This window comes from Pseudomonas sp. HPB0071, from assembly GCF_000478505.2.
Classification (GTDB): domain Bacteria; phylum Pseudomonadota; class Gammaproteobacteria; order Pseudomonadales; family Pseudomonadaceae; genus Chryseomonas; species Chryseomonas luteola.
In genome coordinates, this window is record NZ_KI517367.1 from 593656 (window position 1) to 613472 (window position 19817).

Below are 19817 nucleotides of genomic sequence, written 5' to 3' on the forward strand. Positions count from 1 at the left end.
CAACCCTACTCTTACCGTAAGCCCTTATGCCTCTACGGACTGCCATTGCTTGCTGAGGCGCTTGTCGGAGACAGGCATCTGCGTACCCAGCTGCTGAGCAAACAGCGACACTCGATACTCCTCCAGCATCCATCGATACAAGACCAGATTCTCATCATGCTTGCCCTCTTGAGCATGCTTGGTTGCCCTAGCCTTGTATTGCTCCCAGTAACCCGTTAATTCGCTCGTCCAGACCCGATCCCGCTGAACCTGAGACCCCACCTTGTCCAGACGCTGATCGACAGCCTTGAGATAGCGCGGATACTCCTTAAGCCATTGCAGAGGCGTTTCACGAACAAATCCAGGGTAAACCAGAGCACTGAGCTGTTGCTTGATATCGTTGAGCGCCATGGCCTGAGCCAGATCGATCTTGCCTTTGAATCGCTTTTGCAGGGCATGCCACTGCTTGAGAATCTCCAACACCAATCGTGCCGTACGCTCGGCATGCTCGGCCAGCCCGCCTCGCTTTTTCTCGGCCAGCGACGCCAAAGCAGCCCCCTCTCGAGGCAACGGCTGTTCACCGTCCAGAATGCAGCTATCAAGGCTGGCCAGAAGGATATCCTCAACCAGTGAGTCGATACGTCCCAAGTCTCGATAAAGCAATCCTAGCTCGGTCAGCCCAGGCAGCTTATTGCGCAGGAACTTGACCTGATCGCTCAACTGCTGCAACAAAAGCCGCTGTAGTGCCCGGCGATGCTGGAACTCCGCTTCCGACTGGGTAGAGAACCGGCCCTCCTTGACTACACCGTTCTCCTCCACCAGCGCCGGATACACTGTCATGGAGAGACCTGCAATCTTTTGCTGGGCCTGCTGTGGGACGATTGCAAAAGCTTTAGCCTCAACAGGCTTTTGCTGTTCGGCCTTTTGCTGAGGAACGGCCAGAGCGGCCTGGCTGGCTTCGGCAAAACGGGCTGTCAGCTCTGTGAGGTCACGGCCTTCACCCAAGTACTTGCCGCTGGCATCGACAACCTCGATGTTCATTCGAAGATGTCTATCAAGCAGATTGGCAGCCTCCGGCCAGGCATCTTCAGGTATCCGCGCCCCGGTCATGCGTAACAGCTCACGTCCCAGGCTTTCGTATAGTGATCCTTGTCCAAAGGTGATCTTGCTCAATGCTGCCTTGACGAAATCCGGAACCGGAACAAAATTCTTGCGAATTGCCTTGGGCAGGTTGCGCACCAACGCAACGGCCTTGTCGTATAACAACCCTGGCACGAGCCATTCCAGTCGCTCCGGTGGCAATTGTGACAACAGGGGCGCCGGTACACGCAGGGTAACACCATCGCGTGGCTGGGCGGGGTCAAACTCGTAAGTCAGCGGTAGCTGCAGATCGCCGATACGTAACGTATCTGGATACTGCGCTGCGGTAACCTCGCTGGCCTCACGGGCAAGCACATCCTCCTCGCGCATGATCAGCAGCTGCGGGTTCTTAGCGCTTTCCCGCTTGTACCAGCTGTCAAAGGTTGCTGTCTGGTAAATATCGGCAGGCAAACGAGCCGAGTAATACTCGAACAGTGTCTCTTCATCGGCAAGAATGTCACGCCGACGCGCTTTGGCCTCCAACTCATCAAGTCGCTCCAGCAGTTGGCGATTGGCGCTCAGGCACTTTGCGCGCGACTGGATCTCGCCTCTCACCAAGCCTTCACGAATAAACAACTCACGAGAAACGGCAGGGTCGATAGGCCCATAATGCACGGGCCGTTTGGCTACAATGATCAGCCCATACAGCGTAATCTGCTCGTAAGCAATTACCTGTCCTCGACGCTTCTCCCAATGTGGTTCGAAGTAATTAGCCTTGGTGAGATGGCGCGCCAGCGGCTCGATCCAATCCGCGTCGATCTTGGCTACCATGCGTGCAAACAGTTTGGTCGTTTCAACCAGCTCGGCCGCCATTACCCAGTTTGGCTTCTTGCGGCCAATAACGCTGGATGGATGAATCCAGAAGCGTCGCTGGCGGGCCCCCTGAAAGTCGCCCTCTTCAGTCTTGTTACCAATTTGGCTTAAGAGACCTGACAGAATGGCCTTGTGCACCGAGGCATAACTTTTCGCCCGCTGTGCAGCCTCGGCCGCTTCGGCCTGCAGGGCAGCTTTGGTGTTGACTTTCTTGTCAGTCGAAGGCGTGCTTTCTTCGATTACAGGCGCCTGAACAACAGGCTGTGCGTCGGCAGGCTTACTCTTGAGCTTGAGCTCCCGGCAGATCAAGGTCAGCTGACGGTGCGCATCTCGCCATTCACGCAGGCGCAAGTAATTGAGAAAATTTCTGCGACACCAGCTACGAAGCGCATTCGAGCCAAGCGCCTGGCGCTGCTCCTCGAAGCCATGCCACAGCTTGATTAGCGCACCGAAGTCCGAGTCTGGATCTTTCCACTGGGCATGAGCCTGATCGGCAGCCTGCTGACGCTCCGCCGGGCGATCACGGGGATCCTGCACAGACAATGCACTGGCTACAATCAGAACGTCGGAAAGACTGCCCTGCTCTGCCGCCTCCAGCAGCATGCGGCCTAGGCGAGGATCGATTGGCAGGCGTGCCAGTTGCCGTCCTAATGCTGTCAGTTGTCCCTGATTCGTTACCGCCGACAGCTCTTGAAGCAGCGTAAAACCATCCTTGATCGCCTTGCCATCCGGTGGCTCGATGAAGGGAAAGTCCTCAATCCGACCGAGCCGCAGGTGCAGCATCTGAAGAATGACCGCGGCCAGATTGGTCCGCAGAATCTCAGGGTCCGTAAAAGCTGGACGTGAAAGAAAATCTTCTTCGCTATACAAACGAATGCAGATACCGGGCTCCACCCGTCCACAGCGCCCCTTACGCTGATTGGCACTGGCTTGGGAAACCGCCTCGATAGGCAGCCGCTGAACCTTCGCTCTATAGCTGTAGCGGCTGATACGAGCCGTGCCGCTGTCGATCACGTAACGAATGCCCGGGACGGTCAATGATGTTTCTGCCACGTTGGTAGCCAGCACGACACGCCGTCCGGGGTGAGATTGAAAGATTTTCTGCTGCTCGGCGGGTGTCAGTCGAGCATACAGTGGCAAGATTTCCGTATGCTTGAGGTTGGCTTTACGCAGCACCTCGGCCGCATCACGGATTTCACGCTCTCCTGGCAAAAAGACCAGTACGTCACCAGGACGCTTATGCTCACTGCGCTCATAGGCCTCTAACTCATCCAGCGCCGCCAGGATGCCTTGATCAACGCTCAGATCGTCTTCCAGGCGTTCGCCATCTTCATCCGTTTCTGCGGCCAAAGGACGATACCAAGTCTCGACCGGATAGGTCCGTCCCGACACTTCGACGATGGGGGCATCGCCGAAATGTTTGGAGAAGCGCTCCAGATCAATGGTCGCTGACGTGATGATCAGCTTGAGATCCGGGCGCCGCGGCAGCAGGGTCTTCAGAAAGCCCAGCAGAAAATCGATGTTCAGACTGCGCTCATGCGCCTCATCGACAATGATCGTGTCATAGCGCTCAAGGTAACGGTCATGCTGGGTTTCAGCCAGGAGAATGCCGTCAGTCATCAGCTTTATCAGGCTGCGCTCATTGGACTGATCCTCAAAGCGCACCTGATAACCTACCAGCTCCCCCAAGGGAGTACCGATTTCTTCAGCAACACGGCTGGCTACACTACGCGCCGCCAGGCGACGCGGCTGAGTATGACCGATCAGGCCGTGTATACCTCGGCCGATCTCCAGACAGATCTTGGGCAACTGCGTGGTCTTGCCTGAGCCGGTTTCACCGGCGATCACGACTACTTGATGCTTTTCAAGCGCCGCCTTGATCTCTTCGCGCTTGGCGGCGATGGGCAGGTTGTCGTCATAGCGCATGATCGGCACACTGGCACGACGCGCCTCCACTTTGGCGCAGGAGGCCTGAAAGCGCTCTGTCCACTGTGCAAGCCGGGCATCATCAGGCTTCTTGCGCAGGTCACCCAATTGGCGACGCAAGCGGTGCCGATCGGCAGTAAGGGCTTGGTCCAGACGCTTGGAAAGTTGTTCGAAAGACGATGTTTGCTCAGTCATTGAATGCTATATGGCAACCATTTCAAGTAGGAACCTGAAAGGCTGGCTCGGTTCGCCAGTTCAGGCACCTTATAAAGAGAGAGATGGGCATTGTCGCAGGCTTGCCCAAACGAAAACGACAAAGCCCCGAAAGTCGGGGCTCTGTGCAGGAAAAGCCGATCAGGCCTTGAGCTTTTTCAGCTCGGCATCACGCAATTCGCGGCGCAGAATCTTGCCGACATTTGTCGTAGGCAGACTGTCTCGGAACTCGACCTGCCTGGGTCGTTTATAGCCTGTCAAATTATCGTGCATGTGCTTGAGCACCTGCTCGGTCGTCAGGGAGGCACCAGGCTTAGGTACAACGAATACCTTGATCTGCTCGCCCGCCTTTTCATCCGGCACGCCAATCGCGGCACACTGCAGGACGCCTGGTAGCTGAGCCAGTACATCCTCCAGTTCATTCGGATACACGTTGAATCCGGAAACCAGAATCATATCCTTTTTACGATCCACGATTCGGATATATCCGTCTGGATCGATTACTGCGATATCACCGGTACGCAGCCAACCCTCCGGACTCAACACCTCGGCAGTCGCCTCGGGGCGGTTCCAGTACCCCTTCATGACCTGAGGGCCCTGGACACAGAGCTCACCAGGCTGCCCGAACGGCTGGGCAACGCCATCCTCATCCACTACCTTACAGTCCGTAGAGGGTACCGGGATACCGATGGTGCCAATGCGTCGATGCTGGATAGGGTTTACACTGACGACAGGACTGGTCTCGGTCATGCCGTACCCTTCACAGACGCCACATCCGGTTACCTGCTCCCAGCGCTCGGCAACCGCGTGCTGCAAGGCCATACCGCCAGAAAGAGTTACCTTCAGAGCAGAAAAATCCAAGGCTCGGAAGGCCTCATTATTACACAACGCCACAAATAGCGTATTGAGCCCGACGAACCCCGTGAACTTCCACTTGGACAGGTCCTTGATCATTGTAGGCAAGTCACGTGGATTAGTGATCAGCACGTTGTGGTTGCCCAGAAGCATCATCGCCATGCAATGAAAAGTGAACGCATAGATGTGATACAGCGGCAGCGGCGCGATTACAATCTCGCGGCCTTCTTTCATATTCGAGGCCATCAGAACCTGACACTGCAGCATATTGGCCAGCAGGTTCCGGTGCGTCAGCATGGCGCCTTTGGCAATACCTGTAGTACCTCCGGTGTATTGCAGCACAGCGACATCATCTCCGTGCGGCTGGCTTTCCTTGAGAGCACCCTGGCGCCCCTTGGCAAGTGCAGTCGTGAACTTCACAGCCTGAGGCAACCGGTAGGCCGGGACCATTTTCTTTACGTATTTGACTACGCTATTGACCACCAGGCGCTTGAGCGGAGGCAGCATGTCACCTACTTCCGTAATGATGACATGGCGAATCTGCGTATTGGACAAGACCTGCTCGGCAAGGTGAGCCATGTTGGCCAGACACACCAGCGCCAGCGCACCGGCGTCCTTGAATTGGTGCTGCATCTCACGCGCGGTATACAGCGGGTTCGTATTGACGACGATCAGCCCCGCACGCATGGCACCAAAGACGGCAATCGGGTATTGCAGAACATTGGGAAGCTGTATGGCGATCCTGTCGCCCGGCTTGAGATCGGTATGATTCTGAAGATAAGCCGCAAACTGCCCAGACAGGCTATACAGCTCACGATACGTGAGGGTCTGCCCTAAATTGCTGAAGGCAATCTTGTCGGCGAAACGCTCGCAGGACTCCCTGAGGACCGTCTGGACATTAGGATAACGATCAGGGTCGATCTCGGAAGCGATACCGTCCGGATATTTGTCCTTCCAGAAATTCGGGGTCATGGAAGCCCACTCCTAAGCGACAACGTGATCTTGTTGTGATTGTATCGCCTACTCATACGATGAAGGCGAGCCGAGATTATCAGCTTTGACAGGTCTCCACCAGCACCGAAAAGCGGACTCTTGGTAACGAAAATGACTAAAAAAAGATTTATGGTCACGAGTGGTATTTAGACAAACTTATAATACTCCGTCATAACCTACTGAAATAGCAGAGAACGTGCCGTATCGCCGTAACCTGGCGTCCTTGGATTTAACGTTGAGTGCCGACTACGTCAGCATCGTCTTCCCTTTACCGTAACAACAGAGTACGAGATTTCTTTCAAGCATGACCGACAATATCCCATACGAAGCCCTGCAAGTAGGCCAAAAGGCCTCTGTCATCCGTACCATCAAAGAACGTGATCTGCTCTTATTTGCCGAGGTTTCCGGTGACCGAAATCCAATACACCTGGACGCCGAGTATGCCGCCAAGAGTGTCTTTCGTGAGCAGATTGCCCATGGCATGTTGAGCGGTGCGCTGATCAGTGCTGCCATTGCCTGTGAGCTGCCTGGGCCAGGTTCCATCTATCTGGGACAAACTTTGAGCTTTAACAAGCCGGTCAAGTTAGGCGACACGCTAAAGGTCGAGATCGAGGTGTTGGAAAAGCTGCCGAAAAATCGAGTGCGCCTGGCTACACGGGTCTTCAATCAGAACGATGAGCAAGTGGTTGATGGGGAAGCTGAGGTGCTCGCCCCCAAAAAAGCATTGAGCATCGAATTGAGCACGCTTCCGCCAGTAACCATTGGCTAAAGTAAAAGCCCCGCAAACGCGGGGCTTTTACTTTATCGTCTAGAGCCAGCTCTTGACCCGGTCAGGATGGGCTTTCAACCAGTCTTTTGCAGCCTGCTCAGGCTTTTTTCCCTCCTCAATGGCCAGCATGACTTCATTGACCTCTCCCGGCTGCCAGGAGAATTTTTTCAGGAAATCCCATACCGGCTTGGCCTTTTTTTCCAGTCCTGGATTAGCCATGGTACGTACCTGCTCGGAGCCGCCATAGACGCCCTTGGGGTCATCCAGAAACTTGAGCTTCCACTTGGCAAACATCCAATGAGGAATCCAGCCCGTGACTGCAACCGGCTTCTGGTCTCGCTCCGCACGTATCAGCTCGGCAATCATTCCACTGCCGGAGCTTGCAACCAGCTTGTAATCCAGATCATAGGCCTTGATCGCCTCCTCGGTCTTGATCATGACGCCCGCCCCGGCATCAATGCCTACGATGCGCCCACCAAAATCGCTTTTCTGGGCGGCCAGATCGGCAATACTGGAGGCTTTTACGTACTCAGGAACGATCAGGCCGATCTTGGCGTCCGGTGTGTTCACGTTCAGGTCGGCAACATCATTCTTCATCTTTTCATAATAGGAACCATGGGTCCCAGGCAACCATGCCGAGAGCATGGCGTCCAGCTTGCCCCGTGCAACGCCTTGCCACATGATCCCTGCTGCAACCGGCATCAGCTTGACTTCGTACCCCAGCTGCTGACGAATGACTTCGGCCGCCGTGAAGGTGGTCGCAACGCTGTCGGCCCATCCATCTACATAGCCAATGGTTACCGTTGGCTTGGCCGCCATAGCCAGATTGGCCATTGCTGACAGGAAGAGCACCATACCCAGGCCTACTACCTTTCGAAACATTCGCATCCTCTGTCCCCTTTTTGAAAACGGCATCACTGCGCCATCCTTATCTTCAAGGGCGACGAAAACGGGACTGCCCTGAGAGCGACCTGAGCAACCGCCATATGCGACACCCGCAATGAAATGGCACCTCTATTGCCTCTAGGAAATAGCCTCGGCATGCTTAGCGCTTTCGATGTCGAGGTTTTTACATGTCCCGCCTGAATATACGCCCAGCTACTGACGCTGACGTTTCGCACATCCTGACTTTCATCAAAGAGCTGGCCGACTACGAGAAAATGCCTGAGCAGGTCATGGCGACTGAAGACAGCTTGCGCGCGACACTTTTTGGTGAGCGCCGTTACGCCGAGGTGCTCATTGGGGAAATAGACGGGACGCCTGCTGGCTTTGCCCTGTTCTTTCACAATTACTCAACATGGCTCGCCAAGCCAGGTATCTATCTGGAAGATCTCTATGTCAGCCCTGCCGCGCGTGGTGAAGGCCTCGGAAAGGCACTGCTTATCAGCCTGGCACGGCTGGCAGTAGAGCGTAATTGCGGGCGTCTGGAATGGTCCGTGCTGGACTGGAACGAGCCTGCGATCCAGTTCTATCGCAGCCTGGGCGCCATCTCAATGGATGAATGGACAGTCAATCGAGTAACAGGCGAAACCCTGACCAATCTGGCCGAACGCACAATTTGATAGAGAGCCAACAAGCACAGCGCACCTTATTATCAGGCTGTGGTCATAGGCTTATTCCAATAAGCAACCCTGCGAAAGGACTCTCCTTATGCTTAGCCCGTTGCGCATCACAGCTCTCCTGGGTGCGCTCTTGCTTGGTCTTTCCGGTCGTGGTGTCGCAGCTGATATTGACGCTGCCACCTATGGCTACCCATTGACCAACCCCTTCGAAGCCACTATCACCTCCACGCCGCTGGAATTGCAGCCACTGCTGCCTACTGATCTGGAAATCGACCAGAAAGACTACAGCATCAACTTGCGGCCTGAACGGGAGTACGAACTTCCGGATAACTTCTGGCCGGTCAAGAAGCTGCACTATCGTCTGGCGATGCAGGATCATCCGGCGCCGCTGATCTTCATCATTGCCGGAACCGGCGCCAACTACTCATCCAGCACACCGGAGTACCTCAAGCGCCTGTATTACAGCGCGGGTTACCATGTCGTTCAGCTTTCCTCACCCACCAGCTACGACTTTATGGCAGCGGCTTCCCGGCAGGCTACGCCCGGCTACACCCCTGGCGATGCAGAAGACCTCTATCGCGTCATGCAGGCCGTTCGCGCGCAGCACCCCAAACTGCCTGTAACCAAGTACTTTCTTACCGGTTACAGCCTGGGCGCACTGGATGCAGCGTTCGTCAGCAAGCTCGACGAGAGCCAGCGCAGCTTCAACTTCTCTCGTGTCTTGCTGCTCAACCCGCCGGTCAATCTGTTGACCTCAGTGCGCAACCTCGATCGACTGGTTCAGACCCAAGTCAATGGGATAACCAACAACCGGACGTTTTACGAGCTAGTCCTGGCAAAGCTGACCCGTTACTTCCAGCAGAAAGGCCATGTTGATCTCAATGAAGCCCTGCTTTTCGATTTTCAGCAGTCGCCCCAACGCTTGAGCAATGAAGAAATGGCGATGCTGATTGGTACATCGTTCCGCTTTTCAGCGGCAGACATTGCCTTTACATCCGATTTGATCAACCGTCGTGGCTTGATCACACCGCCCGACTACCCGATCGATCAGGGAACCAGCCTGTCGCGCTTCTTTGCTCGCGCCCTGCAATGCGATTTTGACTGCTACATGTATGACCAGCTCTTACCCTTCTGGGAACGGACGACCAAGGGCACCAGCCTGGCTGAACTGGCTAGGCAATCCAGCCTGACGGCATTGGAAGGTTACCTCAAGGAGAGCGACAAGATCGGCGTGATGCACAACGCAGATGACTTGATTCTTGGTCCTGGTGATATCGGCTTCCTACGTCGTACGTTCGGTAAACGCCTGACCCTTTACCCGCTGGGCGGGCATTGCGGCAATCTTAATTATCGCGTCAACGCCGACGCCATGCTGGAGTTCTTCGCCCGTGGCTAAATTCCTCTGCCTGCTTCCCTTACTGGCTAGCGCTTACGCTTTCGCCGATACGGATTCGTCAACTTTATCACCTTCACCCGTAGGCGCAGATGGGTTTACCAACCCCTTGTCCACGCTGAAATTCAACCCTGGCCTGGATCAGCGCGAGTTCGAGCGGGCGTCGCTCAATGCGCTGGATGTCTATGACCCACTGGAGTCCTGGAACCGCCGCGTCTACCACTTCAACTACCGCCTGGATGAATGGGTACTATTACCTGTCGTCAATGGCTATCGTCGGGTCACGCCGGGCTTCGTGCGAAGTGGCGTTAGCAATTTCTTCAGCAACCTGGGTGACATCAGCAATCTGCTGAACAGCACGCTGCAACTCAAGGGTAAAAGGGCTCTGAATACCACGGGGCGTCTGCTGCTAAATACTACTATCGGCGTCTTTGGCCTATGGGACCCCGCTACGCGCATGGGACTAGCCAAGCAATCTGAAGATTTTGGCCAGACGCTGGGTTTTTATGGTGTTCCCAGCGGCCCTTATCTGGTATTGCCGTTACTGGGTCCGTCCAATCTGCGTGATGCCAGCGGTTTTGCGGTAGATACCTTGGCCGAGAATCAGATCAACTATCTGAATGTAAATGAGGAAAGCGGCCGTCACCCGGAGATTCTACTGTTACGCGGTATCAACCTACGTTACATCACCAACTTCCGGTATGGGCAGCTCAACTCGCCGTTTGAGTACGAGAAGGTCCGTTACGTCTATACCGAAGCACGTAAGCTTCAAATAAAGGAATAAGAAAGAAGCCGGCCTCATGCCGGCTTCTTTCCAACCAAAAGCATCATATTATTAGATATGAAATACATATAATATGGATAAATAGATTAAAATAAATGAAGTATTATGATCTCATCTAGAGATCAGACACCTTGTCTGGCCGCTTGGAGAGCACGAATCATGTACCGCAACGTTCTTGAATTGCATACAGGCCAGCCCGCCTCTGATGGCGCGGGCGTACGCATGACGCGAGTATTTGCCGGCCAGGGCGTTGAGCGCTTCGATCCTTTTCTCATGCTGGACCAGTTTGATACAGCCAATGCAGATGACTATATCGGTGGTTTTCCAGCCCACCCTCACCGCGGCTTCGAGACCGTCACCTACATGCTCGAAGGTCGTATGCGCCACGAGGATCACCTGGGCAACCAAGGTCTTCTGAAGCCTGGTGGCCTGCAGTGGATGACGGCTGCTCGCGGTATCATTCACAGCGAAATGCCCGAGCAACAGGAAGGCCTGATGCGAGGCTTCCAGTTGTGGCTGAACCTGCCCGGCAAAACCAAAATGGGACCCGCCAGCTACCGTGACTATGAGCCTGCAGAAGTACCTCGCCTGACTACCTCACAGGGTGTTGAAGTTGTCGTGCTTGCCGGCCATTTTGATGACGGGGAACACCAGCAGCTGGGCGCCGTGCAGCGGCCGGATACGGACCCTTATTATTTCGACTTCATCATGCCGGCACAAAGCGCTATCAGTCCGCGCCTTCCCGAAGGGCATCGCGCCCTACTCTATGTGTATGAAGGACAGATTGAAGTCGAAGGCGATACCGTGGCGCCTGTAACGACCAATCGGCTGGTTCGCCTGAGCGATGAAGGGCAGCTGCGGATTCGATCCGCCCAAGGTGCTCGCGTGTTGTTGATTGCAGGCGCGCCGCTGAATGAGCCCATTGTTCAATATGGCCCCTTCGTGATGAATACACGTGAGCAGATTGAACAAGCCTTGCGTGACTATCAGCGCGGCGAGTTCGGTCAGTGAGCAGCGGCCAGTTCCAGCCCTAGGAACTGAATGAGTTGATCACGCTGGGCCAAGGCATCCCGCCGCCCAAGTGCGATCAACTCAGAACAGTAACCTGCCTCGAACAGCAGGTAGCTCAATACGGCAGACCCGCTTTTCTTTGTTGCACCAGGCCCACGAAGAAACAAACGCAGGGACGCTGGCATCTCATGTCGAAAGCGGGCCGCAATCTCAGCCAAGGGCTCGCTCGGTGCGATCACCAGCGTTTCAACCGGTTTTACACCAAGACGCTTCTGCTGCTCCGAGGGCGGAATCATTCGGCTCATCAAGTTGATACGCTCAAGCACCTCGGTGTCGCTTTCCAGACTATCGATAAACGTACTGTTCAGCAGATGCCCGCCTATCTGCGCCAGTGTAGGCGCCTTACCGGTTGCGGCAGAGGCGTCCTCCGAACGGGAGGCATCGGCGTGAGGGTTGTTGCTGACGCCCACGATCAATACCCGGTTAGCCCCCAGGTGCAATGCCGGACTGATAGGTGCCGCCTGACGCACCGAGCCATCGCCCAGGTATTCACGCCCCAGTTTGACTGCCGGGAAGATAAGCGGAATGGCCGAACTGGCCATTAGATGCTCGACATTCAGACGAGTGGGAAACCCAACCCGGCGATGACGCAGCCAGGGATCAATCGCACCGTGCCCCTGGTAAAAGGTCATCGAGTGGCCGGAGTCATACCCAAATGCAGTAATAGCTATGGCCCGCAGATGCCGGGCCTTAACTGCGGCTGTAATACCTGAAAAGTCCAGCTCCCGAGTTAGCAGTGCGCGTAACGGTGCATTATCCAGCAATGCCGCCGGCGTCTTGCCACGTATACCAAAGACATTCTGTCCAATGAAGTGACTGGCCTGCCGGATCACGCCGGGCCAGTCACTGCGGTAGACCTGATCAATATGAAAATTCTGCCAGACCTGGGTCAGGCGCTGACAGGCCAGTTGGAACTGCAGCGCACCACAGGCTAATACCGTTGCATTGATGGCACCCGCCGATGTTCCCACGATGACAGGAAAAGGATTGCGCGCACCCGCAGGCAGCAGCTCAGCAATGGCAGAAAGCACCCCTACCTGATACGCCGCCCGAGCGCCACCGCCAGACAGGATCAGCCCTGTAACAGGAACAGCCGAAGTAACGTCCAACACCCTTTCCTTGAGTCCGAGGTTAAACACATCGCCTTGAGCATAGCGTGTCATAGGTGCGCGACGGAACTCAGTCGCTTTTGGCGTACAGTTTGGGTTCGCCAGCTGGCCGCGTCTTGAAGCGACGGTGTGCCCATAAGTACTGCTCGGGCAGCTTACTGACTTCTTTTTCCACCCACTGGTTGATTCTTAGGCAGTCAGTCTCCTCCGTCTCACCCGGGAAGTCCTCCAGCGGCGGATGGATAACCAGGCGGTACCCTGACCCATCGGCCAGCCGCTCTTGAGTAAAGGGCATGACAAGTGCCCGGCCCAGGCGTGCAAATTTGGTGGTAGCAGTAACCGTAGCGGCCTGAATTCCGAATAACGGCACGAAGATACTTTGCTTAGCGCCATAGTCCTGATCAGGTGCGTACCAGATGGCGCGGCCGCCTCTGAGCACCTTCAACATGGCTCGTACATCTTCGCGCTCGATGGCAGTGGCATCCAGATTATGTCGCTCACGCCCCTTGCGCTGCACGTAATCGAACACTGCGTTTTTGTGTTCGCGGTACATTCCGTCGATGGTATGCCGCTGCCCAAGCAGCGCAGCGCCGATTTCGAGCGTCGTAAAATGCAACGCCATCAGGATGACCCCCTTGCCCTCTTGTTGGGCTCGCTGGAGGTGCTCGATTCCCTCGATATGAGCGAGCCGACTCAGGCGTGATCTGGGCCACCACCAGCTCATGGCCATCTCGATCAAGGCGATACCGTTCGATGCGAAATTTTCCCTGAGCACACGCTTACGTTCGGCCTCGCTCCATTGAGGAAAGCACAGGTCGAGATTGCGCATCGCAATATGGCGTCGACTGGCAGAAACGTGCAGTATGACCCAGCCTATTGCGCGACCCAGGCGAAGCAGTACGCAATAGGGTAGCTGGACGATCAGCCAGAGTACGCCCAATCCCAGCCAGAGCAGCCAATAACGGGGATGAAGAAAAGCAAGTCGAAAACGAGGGCGTTCCATCAAACATCCTGGTAAACATTAAACGGTGCATTCTACATTCCTGACCGTTAGCAAGCAGCCATGCTTGCGACATGCTTGTCATCTCGTTATAAGTCCTCGGCATCTGACGCACGCGGTCCCAACATGAGCCAGGTTGATCTTCTCGATAACGATTCCGTATTCCAGCTAAAGGGCAACATGCTTGCCGTTACCGTGCTGGAACTCTCCCGCAACGATCTTTCACGCCTCGACCGTCAATTGGCACAGAAGGTGGCACAGGCGCCCAATTTCTTTCACGACACCCCGCTCATTCTATCGCTCGACAAGCTCGAGGAAGACGATGAAGCGCTTGACCTGGGTGCCCTGCTCGATCTCTGTCGCCGCCACGGCCTGCGAACCCTGGCGCTTCGAGCCAGGCGGCCTCTGGACATCCGGGCTGCCAACGATTTCGATCTGCCGGTGCTTCCTCCGGCAAGCGGTGCAGGGCGCGAGCGTGCCCTTGAGCTGCGCGAGCGGGAACCGGCAAAAGCGGCAGACCCTGCACCTGAACCGGAGAAGCCTGCCGAACCTGCCGTGAACCCCACCAAAGTCATTACGGCACCCGTACGCGGCGGCATGCAGCTTTATGCACCCGGTGGTGACCTGGTGGTGTTATCCTCGGTCAGTCCGGGAGCTGAATTGCTCGCCGACGGCAATATTCATGTGTATGGGCCAATGCGAGGTCGTGCCCTTGCAGGTGTGAAGGGCGACACAAAAGCAAGAATTTTTTGCCAGCAACTCACCGCCGAACTGGTCTCGATTGCTGGACAATACAAAGTAGCGGAAGACTTGCGCAGACATCCCCAGTGGGGAAATCCTGTTCAGATCAGTCTGTCTGGAGATGTGTTGAACATCACACGTCTTTAACGGATACTGCCGCGAATTTTTTACGAAGCGGTAGCGTCATCGATACCGCTTTCAGACCCGAATGGCGTCTGGAGTCCAGCCGAGTATTGTGTAGTGTTCCGGCGGCCATTTTTTGGTACTCCAGCCGTTCATTCCGTGAGCTTATTTCGAATTTAGGGTGAATCAGCTTGGCCAAAGTACTCGTAGTCACCTCCGGTAAAGGCGGTGTCGGCAAAACAACCACAAGCGCGGCCATCGGCACTGGTCTGGCCCTGCGCGGGCATAAGACCGTTATCGTCGACTTCGACGTGGGTTTACGTAACCTTGATCTGATCATGGGGTGCGAGCGTCGTGTTGTGTATGACTTTGTAAACGTCATCAACAACGAAGCCACGCTCACCCAGGCGCTTATCAAAGACAAGCGTCTCGAGAATCTGTATGTGCTGGCAGCCAGCCAGACGCGTGACAAGGATGCCCTTACGCTGGAAGGTGTCGGCAAGGTAATCGAAGAACTTAAGGGTAACTTCGAATATATTGTCTGCGACTCCCCTGCCGGGATCGAGAAAGGCGCCCATCTGGCCATGTACTATGCCGATGAAGCCATTGTCGTGACCAACCCGGAAGTCTCTTCCGTACGTGACTCGGATCGTATGCTTGGCCTGCTCGCCAGCAAATCCAAGCGCGCCGAGAACGGCGAGGATGCGATCAAGGAGCACCTGCTTCTGACCCGCTACAACCCAGAGCGCGTCAACAAGGGTGAAATGTTGGGCGTAGAGGATGTGGAAGAGATTCTGGCTATCCGTCTACTCGGCGTCATTCCTGAGTCTCAGGCTGTCCTGAAGGCATCGAACCAGGGTATTCCGGTCATTCTCGACGAACAGAGCGACGCCGGCCAGGCTTACAGCGACGCGGTAGAGCGGCTGCTGGGCAAGGAAATGCCTCATCGCTTCCTCGATGTGAAGAAGAAAGGCTTCCTACAACGACTATTTGGGGGGAGTGAATGAGCCTCTTTGCTTTCTTTCGCGATCGGAGGAAGCAAAACAGCGCTTCCATCGCCAAAGAGCGGCTGCAGATCATCGTCGCTCACGAACGCGGACGTCACTCCCAGCCTGACTACCTGCCTCAGCTGCAGAAAGATCTGCTGGAAGTCATCCGCAAATATGTACCGATCGAGCAGGACCAGATCCAGGTGGAATTGGAAAACCAGGGTAGCTGCTCGATTCTGGAACTGAACATCACTCTGCCAGACCGGGATCGTTGATCCCTGGCTGGTCATTCATCGGCGGCTCATACCGCCGATGGGCTCTTTTCTGAACGTGACATGCCTCTCTCAAATATCCGTTTCATCCACCAGGACGATGCGTTACTGGTAGTAGACAAGCCGACCCTGCTGCTCTCGGTTCCCGGTCGAGCCGAAGATAACAGGGATTGCCTGGTAACCCGCCTCCAGGAGAACGGCTACCCCGAGGCACGTATCGTGCACCGTCTGGACTGGGAAACCTCCGGGATCATGGTGCTTGCGCGCGACGCAGACAGCCACCGTGAACTCTCTCGCCAGTTCCATGACCGCGAGACTGAAAAGGCCTATACCGCTCTTTGCTGGGGTGAGCCTGAGGCCGACAGTGGCCGCATCGAATTACCGCTGCGGTATGACCCACCGACCAAGCCACGGCATGTCGTCGATCACGAGTTGGGGCGCCACGCGCTGACTTTCTGGCGCGTCATAGAACGTTGCGGTCATTACAGCCGAGTCGAGTTGACGCCTATTACGGGACGCTCCCACCAGCTCCGTGTGCACATGCTGTCCATTGGTCATCCGCTATTAGGTGATCGGCTTTATGCTCATGAAGACGCCTTGAATGCGCATCCCCGGTTGTGCCTGCATGCCAGCCTTCTGGCACTGACCCATCCCAAAACAGGTGAGCGCATGCGCTTTGAAAGCGCAGCACCATTTTAAAAAGGCCCAAATGGACCGGCTATTACGACGCCATAGGTGACGAGCCGACCCGCTCTACACTACTGCGTGCGCTGGATCATTGGAACGGTCCCACTGGAGCAGCGCTTGATCTTGGCTGTGGTACAGCTCGTGACACGCTCGAACTCCTGGCGCGCGGCTGGGATGTCATTGCCGTTGATGCACAGGCAGAGGCGCTTGAGCGCCTGAGCATTCGTGTCTCGGAAGGCCAGCATCAGCGCTTTACTACACTGCCGCAAATGCGCTTCGAGACACTGGAGCTGCCCAAATGTCAGTTGATCAATGCGAGTTTCTCGCTTTCCTTTCGCGAGCCCTCGTCCTTCAAAACCTTATGGCACCCAATTTCCACGGCGTTACGGCCAAACGGGCTGTTCGCCGGTCAATTGTTCGGACAAAGAGAAAGAGACAGTTAGGCTGCCTCAGGCATCACAGTGCTGGACAGGGCCTCTGTTCTGGCGCTGCCCTCGGATTGGACGTTGATTCATTTTGACGAAACTGAGGGGGGCCGGGAAAACGGCAAAGGGAGCCAACAAGCATTGGCACCTTTTCGACCTTGTGGCGCGTTAATCGACTAACTGAGTTAGCCCCCTAACAGCATAAATGGATAGACTAGGGGCATATTGTAAGGAGTACCGCATGCGCGACACACTCAATCAAGGTTTGATCGACTTTCTCGCTTCGTCCCCTACCCCTTTTCATGCTACCGCCACGATGAGTCGCCGTCTTGAGCAGGCCGGCTTCCAGCGGCTGGATGAGCGGGATACCTGGCATCTTCGTCCGGGTGGACGTTACTACGTTACACGTAATGACTCCTCATTGATCGCATTTCGCCTGGGTGATGATCCGCTACGCAACGGCCTGCGGATGGTTGGAGCTCATACCGATAGCCCCTGCCTGCGCGTAAAGCCCAACCCAGAGCTCTACAAGCAAGGGTTTTGGCAACTGGGTGTGGAAGTTTACGGCGGTATGCTGATGGCGCCCTGGTTCGATCGGGATCTGTCCCTGGCAGGTCGTGTCACCTTTCGCCAGACCGGCACTCAGCATAGCCGCCTGATCGACTTCAAACGTCCGATCGCTATCATTCCGAATCTGGCTATTCATTTGAATCGTGAGGCCAATCAAGGCTGGCCCATTAATGCCCAGAACGAGCTTCCCCCCATTGTGGCGCAGGTACCGGCCAGTGAGCGACGCGATTTCCGTGCGCTGCTGACCGAGCAACTGGAGCGGGAGCATGGCATCCTGGCCGAGTCGGTACTGGACTTCGAACTATCGTTCTATGACGTGCAGAAAGCCGCTGTGGTGGGTCTGGATGAAGACTTCATTGCTGGCGCCCGCCTGGATAACCTGCTGTCCTGTTATGCCGGTCTGGAAGCGCTGCTGTCGGCAGATGGCAATGAAAGCTGCGTGCTGGTATGCACAGACCACGAAGAGGTGGGCTCGAGCTCTCACTGTGGCGCGGACGGCCCGTTCCTTGAGCAAGTCATGCGCCGTGCCCTGCCGGAAGGTGAGGACTTTACCCGGATCATCGCCCGTTCACTGTTGATCTCGGCCGACAATGCTCATGGTGTACACCCGAACTATGCCGAGAAGCATGATGGCAATCATGGCCCTAAACTCAATGCCGGGCCGGTCATCAAGATCAATAACAATCAGCGCTACGCGACCAACAGCGAAACCGGTGGATTTTTCCGTCATCTCTGCCTGGAAAATGAAATACCGGTTCAAAGCTTTGTGACCCGCAGCGATATGGGTTGTGGCTCGACTATCGGCCCGATTACTGCCAGCCAACTGGGCGTTCGCACAGTCGATATCGGCCTGCCGACGTTTGCCATGCATTCGATCCGCGAACTCGCTGGCAGCCATGACCTGAATTATCTGGTGAAAGTCCTTAAAGCCTTCTATTCCAGCCATGTACTGCCATAAGGCAGAGGGAACCGCACGATGATCACGCATATCCGCAACAGTCTGCTTGAAGCCAAGACAGCACTGGACAACTTTTTGGCTGACGAACAGGCGCTACGGAATATCGAGCGTGCGGCAGAACTGCTGGTTGAAAGCTTCGAGCACAAGGGCAAGGCCTTCTCCTGTGGTAACGGCGGCTCCATGTGTGACGCCATGCATTTCGCTGAAGAGCTGACCGGCCGTTACCGCAAAAACCGCCCGGGCATTGCTGCCGTCTCCATAAGCGACGCCAGCCACATCAGCTGTGTGGCAAATGACTTTGGCTACGACTACATCTTTTCTCGCTATATCGAGTCCCATGGGCGCGAAGGAGATGTCTTGCTGGCCATCAGCACCAGCGGCAAGAGTCCCAATGTGCTCAAGGCCGCTGAGGCAGCAAAAGCGTTGGGTATCAAGGTCATTGCACTAACCGGCAAACCAGGCTCCCTGCTCGAAACCATGGCCGATGTCTGCATCTGTGCGCCTGGCGGCCACTATGCCGATCGTATCCAGGAGCTGCATATCAAGGTCATCCATATCCTTATGGAGCTGATCGAGCGTAAGTTGAACCCGGAAAACTACGCCTGACTTAACCATTCGGAGGCGGTGCCAACCATGGCGCCGCACTCACCTTACTCTGGCACGTCTACGCTGACATGAATGGCGTCGTGCCGCCAGTATTCCAGATCGCAATCGATCAGACGCCCCTGCTGATCGCGGTTGATACGTGTGATATGCAGCGCCGGGCTTCCCATGCTGACCTTAAGTGCCTGCGCAGCGTCCGCATGCAACGCTGTAGGCCGCATTTCGAAACGAACACGCCCATACCGGATACCGTATTCACTGGCATAGAGATCGGTTAGCGAATGGGTCAGGTCAAATTGCAGGATATTGGGAAAATAGATCGGGTTGAGATAGTGCTCCACATAGAGCACCAGACGGCCGTCGATACGCCTGGCTCGCCGTATCTGATAGACGCCTGTACGCTCGGGAAGCTCGAGAAGCCCACACACCGTTGCATTAGCAGACACCAACCGAGCCGAGAGGACTTCGGTAGCCGGAACACGGCCCTGCCCTGCCACCATGGCATGAAAATGCGAGCGTACTAGCGGGTTGTAGGCCACTCTGGGGGGCGAAACAAACCAGCCACGTCGCTCTTCCCGATAAATCAGCCCCTGCGACTCCAACTGCCCAAGCGCTTCACGCAATGTAATCCGGGTCGTTGAAAACGACTCGCTCAAACGTCGTTCTGCAGGCAGCTTGGTGGAGGGCGCAAGCGCACCACACATAATCTGCTCCTCCAATGAGCGGCAGATGGCTGTGACGGTTTTTGGTGCGTCATCGTGCGGGCTTGCTCTCATTTGGACTAGTCCAGCCGGTAAAGCTCAGGGATGCATGAGCCAGAAAGAAATAGTGGCAGCTTAGAT

Annotated in this window: 19 protein-coding genes; 12 read left to right on the forward strand and 7 right to left on the reverse strand. The window is 55.6% G+C overall.

The window, feature by feature from the left end; translation table 11 throughout:
- Nucleotides 1-24: 24 nt before the first annotated feature.
- Entirely contained in the window at nucleotides 25-4053 is a 4029-nt protein-coding gene (gene hrpA, locus HMPREF1487_RS03010; protein WP_010795117.1) for an ATP-dependent RNA helicase HrpA, read from the reverse strand.
- Nucleotides 4054-4212: 159 nt separating this feature from the next.
- A complete protein-coding gene (gene fadD1, locus HMPREF1487_RS03015; RefSeq protein ID WP_010795118.1) occupies nucleotides 4213-5898 on the reverse strand; it encodes a long-chain-fatty-acid--CoA ligase FadD1 in 1686 nt (561 codons plus the stop codon).
- 325 nt (nucleotides 5899-6223) lie between these two features.
- Between fadD1 and HMPREF1487_RS03020 the strand changes: the two genes are divergently transcribed.
- Nucleotides 6224-6688 (forward strand): MaoC family dehydratase, encoded by a 465-nt coding sequence (locus HMPREF1487_RS03020; RefSeq protein ID WP_010795119.1) that lies wholly within the window; start codon nucleotides 6224-6226, stop codon nucleotides 6686-6688.
- Between the two features lie 39 nt (nucleotides 6689-6727).
- Here HMPREF1487_RS03020 and HMPREF1487_RS03025 read toward each other — a convergent pair whose 3' ends face one another.
- Nucleotides 6728-7576: a glycine betaine ABC transporter substrate-binding protein gene (locus HMPREF1487_RS03025; protein ID WP_026004140.1), complete on the reverse strand. Its 849-nt coding sequence runs from the start codon at nucleotides 7574-7576 to the stop codon at nucleotides 6728-6730.
- 185 nt (nucleotides 7577-7761) lie between these two features.
- Between HMPREF1487_RS03025 and HMPREF1487_RS03030 the strand changes: the two genes are divergently transcribed.
- The 4 genes from HMPREF1487_RS03030 (at nucleotide 7762) to HMPREF1487_RS03045 (ending at nucleotide 11438) form a co-directional block, all read left to right on the forward strand.
- Nucleotides 7762-8250, forward strand: coding sequence for a GNAT family N-acetyltransferase (locus HMPREF1487_RS03030; protein ID WP_010795121.1), 489 nt, complete (start codon nucleotides 7762-7764; stop codon nucleotides 8248-8250).
- Nucleotides 8251-8338: 88 nt separating this feature from the next.
- Entirely contained in the window at nucleotides 8339-9646 is a 1308-nt protein-coding gene (locus tag HMPREF1487_RS03035; protein WP_010795122.1) for an alpha/beta fold hydrolase family protein, read from the forward strand.
- On the forward strand, nucleotides 9639-10427 hold the full coding sequence (locus HMPREF1487_RS03040) for an MlaA family lipoprotein (RefSeq protein WP_010795123.1): 789 nt from the start codon (nucleotides 9639-9641) through the stop codon (nucleotides 10425-10427). The genes HMPREF1487_RS03035 and HMPREF1487_RS03040 overlap by 8 nt, the downstream gene beginning before the upstream one ends.
- Before the next feature lie 159 nt (nucleotides 10428-10586).
- Complete coding sequence (locus HMPREF1487_RS03045; protein ID WP_010795124.1) at nucleotides 10587-11438, forward strand: pirin family protein; 852 nt, start codon at nucleotides 10587-10589, stop codon at nucleotides 11436-11438.
- Here HMPREF1487_RS03045 and HMPREF1487_RS03050 read toward each other — a convergent pair.
- A complete protein-coding gene (locus tag HMPREF1487_RS03050; protein ID WP_010795125.1) occupies nucleotides 11432-12661 on the reverse strand; it encodes a patatin-like phospholipase family protein in 1230 nt (409 codons plus the stop codon). The two genes, HMPREF1487_RS03045 and HMPREF1487_RS03050, sit on opposite strands and share 7 nt — an antisense overlap.
- Nucleotides 12662-12677: 16 nt before the next feature.
- Complete coding sequence (locus tag HMPREF1487_RS03055) at nucleotides 12678-13610, reverse strand: lipid A biosynthesis lauroyl acyltransferase (RefSeq protein ID WP_010795126.1); 933 nt, start codon at nucleotides 13608-13610, stop codon at nucleotides 12678-12680.
- A 123-nt stretch (nucleotides 13611-13733) separates the two neighbouring features.
- Between HMPREF1487_RS03055 and minC the strand changes: the two genes are divergently transcribed.
- The 4 genes from minC (at nucleotide 13734) to HMPREF1487_RS03075 (ending at nucleotide 16431) form a co-directional block, all read left to right on the forward strand.
- Nucleotides 13734-14495, forward strand: coding sequence for a septum site-determining protein MinC (gene minC, locus HMPREF1487_RS03060; RefSeq protein WP_010795127.1), 762 nt, complete (start codon nucleotides 13734-13736; stop codon nucleotides 14493-14495).
- A 167-nt stretch (nucleotides 14496-14662) separates the two neighbouring features.
- On the forward strand, nucleotides 14663-15478 hold the full coding sequence (gene minD / locus HMPREF1487_RS03065; RefSeq protein WP_010795128.1) for a septum site-determining protein MinD: 816 nt from the start codon (nucleotides 14663-14665) through the stop codon (nucleotides 15476-15478).
- Nucleotides 15475-15735, forward strand: a complete 261-nt coding sequence (minE, locus tag HMPREF1487_RS03070) for a cell division topological specificity factor MinE (protein WP_010795129.1) — start codon at nucleotides 15475-15477, stop codon at nucleotides 15733-15735. Before minD ends, minE begins: the two co-directional genes overlap by 4 nt.
- Before the next feature lie 60 nt (nucleotides 15736-15795).
- Complete coding sequence (locus HMPREF1487_RS03075; RefSeq protein ID WP_010795130.1) at nucleotides 15796-16431, forward strand: RluA family pseudouridine synthase; 636 nt, start codon at nucleotides 15796-15798, stop codon at nucleotides 16429-16431.
- Nucleotides 16432-16490: 59 nt separating this feature from the next.
- Here the strand turns inward: HMPREF1487_RS03075 and HMPREF1487_RS27860 are convergent, their stop codons facing one another.
- On the reverse strand, nucleotides 16491-16664 hold the full coding sequence (locus HMPREF1487_RS27860) for a hypothetical protein (RefSeq protein ID WP_230382098.1): 174 nt from the start codon (nucleotides 16662-16664) through the stop codon (nucleotides 16491-16493).
- Between HMPREF1487_RS27860 and HMPREF1487_RS27865 the strand changes: the two genes are divergently transcribed.
- The 3 genes from HMPREF1487_RS27865 (at nucleotide 16578) to lpcA (ending at nucleotide 18978) form a co-directional block, all read left to right on the forward strand.
- Nucleotides 16578-16862, forward strand: a complete 285-nt coding sequence (locus HMPREF1487_RS27865; RefSeq protein ID WP_230382114.1) for a hypothetical protein — start codon at nucleotides 16578-16580, stop codon at nucleotides 16860-16862. The genes HMPREF1487_RS27860 and HMPREF1487_RS27865 overlap by 87 nt on opposite strands.
- A 223-nt stretch (nucleotides 16863-17085) precedes the next feature.
- The gene (locus tag HMPREF1487_RS03080; protein WP_010795131.1) at nucleotides 17086-18372 is read left to right on the forward strand and encodes a M18 family aminopeptidase; all 1287 of its coding nucleotides are present in this window, start codon (nucleotides 17086-17088) and stop codon (nucleotides 18370-18372) included.
- Between the two features lie 18 nt (nucleotides 18373-18390).
- Nucleotides 18391-18978 carry a D-sedoheptulose 7-phosphate isomerase gene (lpcA, locus tag HMPREF1487_RS03085; RefSeq protein ID WP_010795132.1) on the forward strand — a complete coding sequence of 196 codons (588 nt, stop codon included), beginning with the start codon at nucleotides 18391-18393 and terminating at the stop codon, nucleotides 18976-18978.
- A gap of 44 nt (nucleotides 18979-19022) precedes the next feature.
- Here the strand turns inward: lpcA and HMPREF1487_RS03090 are convergent, their stop codons facing one another.
- A complete protein-coding gene (locus tag HMPREF1487_RS03090; protein ID WP_037029642.1) occupies nucleotides 19023-19751 on the reverse strand; it encodes a UTRA domain-containing protein in 729 nt (242 codons plus the stop codon).
- Nucleotides 19752-19817 lie beyond the last annotated feature (66 nt).